General features: G+C 67.1%; 3 protein-coding genes and 1 pseudogene. All 4 read left to right on the forward strand.

Going from position 1 to position 2,751, the window contains the following annotated elements; translation table 11 throughout:
- Positions 1-94 precede the first annotated feature (94 nt).
- The 4 genes and pseudogenes from C1I95_RS33200 (at position 95) to C1I95_RS33215 (ending at position 2,670) form a co-directional block, all read left to right on the forward strand.
- Positions 95-946 carry an LLM class flavin-dependent oxidoreductase gene (locus C1I95_RS33200; RefSeq protein WP_111219987.1) on the forward strand — a complete coding sequence of 284 codons (852 nt, stop codon included), beginning with the start codon at positions 95-97 and terminating at the stop codon, positions 944-946.
- Positions 943-1,368 carry a nucleoside deaminase gene (locus tag C1I95_RS33205; RefSeq protein WP_111219989.1) on the forward strand — a complete coding sequence of 142 codons (426 nt, stop codon included), beginning with the start codon at positions 943-945 and terminating at the stop codon, positions 1,366-1,368. The genes C1I95_RS33200 and C1I95_RS33205 overlap by 4 nt, the downstream gene beginning before the upstream one ends.
- A 187-nt stretch (positions 1,369-1,555) precedes the next feature.
- Positions 1,556-2,078: pseudogene (locus tag C1I95_RS33210) on the forward strand (SigE family RNA polymerase sigma factor).
- Positions 2,071-2,670, forward strand: a complete 600-nt coding sequence (locus C1I95_RS33215; protein WP_233514043.1) for a hypothetical protein — start codon at positions 2,071-2,073, stop codon at positions 2,668-2,670. The pseudogene C1I95_RS33210 and the gene C1I95_RS33215 overlap by 8 nt, the downstream one beginning before the upstream one ends.
- Positions 2,671-2,751: the final 81 nt, after the last annotated feature.

A 2,751-nucleotide genomic window follows, 5' to 3' on the forward strand; every position in this document is an offset into this window, starting at 1 on the left:
CCGGGAGGGGAGTCGCTCGCCACAACGGCGAGGATCCACAACACACACCAGAAGCCCGGTGAACGTTAGTGGACACCGCACTAACGTGGGAGTCGTGCAAATTGGCGTGAACGTACCGAACTTTGCCCCCGGCACAAACCCCGATCTGCTGCGACAGTGGGCGCAGACGGTCGAGGGCCTCGGTTTCGACCTGCTGATGGTCTCCGACCACATCGCGGTCACCCCGGACGTGGCCGAACAGTATCCGGCGCCGTTCTACGAGCCGTTCACCACGCTGTCCTGGCTGGCCGGGGTGACCCACCGGGTCCGGCTGGGCACCACGGTGCTCATCGTGCCGTACCGGCACCCGCTGCTCACCGCCCGGATGGCGGCGAATCTCCACCGGCTCAGCGGGGGCCGGCTCGTCCTCGGCGTCGGGGTGGGCTGGGCCCGGCAGGAGTTCGAGGCGCTCGGCGTGCCGTTCCGGCGACGCGGCGCGCTGACCGACGAGTACCTGCGCGCGATGCGCGACGCCTGGCAGAACACCGACGACTATGACACGGCAGCGATCCCGATCTGGGTGGGCGGCAACAGCGACGCCGGCATGCGTCGGGCAATCCTGCTCGGTGACGCCTGGCACCCGCTGCAGGTAACGCCCGGATGGCTGGCGGACGCCGCCGGGCGGCTGAAGGCCACCGCCGACGAACTGGACCGCCCAGCGCCCGCGTTGATGCCCCGCATCAACCTCCGGCAGACCCGAGAAGCGGTCAATGCCCCGGACCGGCTCGCCGGGGTCGGCACCATCGATCAGATCATCGCCGACATCGACCAGATCCGCCTGCTCGGCGCGGAGGCGGTGGTGCTCGACCCGTTCAACGGTGACCTGGCCGAGATCCGCCAGCCCGAACGGGCATGGCAGACCCTCGCGGCGGTGGCCGCGTACCACAAGTCCCAGGAGGACCGATGACCCAGGACGACGAGACGTTCCTGCGCCGTGCCGTGGCACTCGCCAGCGAGGCCGGGGCATCCGGCGAACGGCCCTTCGCCTCGTTGCTGGTCGGTGCGGACGGCACCGTCCTCATCGAGGACCACAACACCGTGGTGTCGGACTCGGACATCACCGCCCACCCGGAACTGAAGCTGGCCCGCTGGGCCGCCCGCGAACTCACCCCCGAACTGGCGGCCGCCACCACCATGTTCACCAGCTGCCAGCCCTGCCCGATGTGCGCGACCGCGATCGCCCGATCCGGTCTCGGACGCGTGGTGTACGCCCTGTCCGCCGAACAGTTCGAGGAGGTCAAGCCGGCCACCCCGCCGCTGCCCCCGGTGCGGTACGAGGGGCCGGCCCTGTTCGACGAGGCGCGCCAACCGATCGACAACTACTACTAACACGACGACCCGGGTTCGTTATGTAGATGCCGGTTGATGGGCGGGTGGCATGTGGGCTGCGCATCGCCGATCACGGCGGGCGGTCGAGATGTCGATCGTCACAAAGTTCCGGAGTCACGGCAACGTTTGCTGGGGTCGAGAGCGTAAGTAGTGGCCGTGAGATTGAGGCTGAGGGTGCGGGGGACTGATGCACGATCGCGAAGATGAGGAGGTGACAGCCTTTGTACGGGCGCGTTACGGATCGCTGCTCCGGACCGCCTACCTGCTGTGCGGAGACCGAGGGAAAGCCGAGGATCTGGTCCAGACGACGTTGGCCAAGACGGTTGTGGCGTGGCCCCGGCTGCAACGCTCAGACGGCGTCGATCACTACGTTCAGCGCATTCTAGTCAACACCTTCGTGACCTGGAGGCGGCGCCGATCCTGGTGGGAACAGCCGTTGGGTCGGCTGGTGGAGAGTCAGGCACGCGACGAGTACGTGGGGGGTGGAACAGCGGGACTTGCTTCGTCGGGCGTTGGACGGGCTGCCAGCACGACAGCGTGCCGCCGTCGTACTGCGCTTCTACGAGGACCTGTCCGAGCAGGACACGGCGCGCGTACTGGGTTGTTCGGTTGGCACGGTCAAGAGTCTTTCATCAAGGGGTTTGCAGACTCTGCGTAGGCAGTGGGTTGAGGCCGACGCTGTTGCTGATCAAGAGGTGCACTATGCGTAACACGACCGAGTTGCGTGACGGCCTGGCGGATCTGGCCGAGTCGGTGGTACCGACCGAGGGCTATGAAGGCAAGATCATGCGGCGGGCAGACCGGCGTCGCGGGCGGCGACGTATCGCCGCCGGAGCCGCGGCCGCAGTGTGCTTGGCGGTGCTGGTCACGATGTTTCGGGTTGTCGGATTCGGGTCCACACCGCAACTCGCTGCACCGCCGCCGGATGGCCCGTTTCTGGGCTGGTCCCCGGTGGGAGACGTGGACGCTGGCCTGGTACGTGAGGCCACCAGCGTCTGGGACCGTACCAACTCGGCAGGTCCGCACACTGATATTCGGGCCCTTGTCGCGACGCGCCATCCACGCCTGCGCTCGACGGTGGTCGTCTTGCAGGGATACGACAAGCAGGGCGACGCGCGGTTGGCGTTCTTCACCGGTGATTCCGGTGCGGCGGACGCCTTGCGGATGCGGGTTGATCGGCCGGCGCCCGACCCGGTGGAGACTCAGGTGATAAGTCTGGTCAGTCCTCGGTTGTCCGGAGCCGCCGGCGTGGTTAGCCTCGGTCTTTCACTTGAGTGCCATTCGATAGCCGGTCTTCGATGAAGAAGATTTGCGTACCTATCGGCGTTTTCTTGGCATGTTGAGGGCCCGGCGCGGGGCCGGGTTCCTCCGTGTTGCTGGCCG

Origin of the sequence: Micromonospora craterilacus, from assembly GCF_003236315.1 — a bacterium.
GTDB lineage: Bacteria > Actinomycetota > Actinomycetes > Mycobacteriales > Micromonosporaceae > Micromonospora > Micromonospora craterilacus.

Bases quoted from the DNA above. Each gene is read 5' to 3' on its own strand.
- C1I95_RS33215 (WP_233514043.1), top strand. From the start codon at position 2,071: ATGCGTAACACGACCGAGTTGCGTGACGGCCTGGCGGATCTGGCCGAG.
- C1I95_RS33205 (WP_111219989.1), top strand. From the start codon at position 943: ATGACCCAGGACGACGAGACGTTCCTGCGCCGTGCCGTGGCACTCGCC.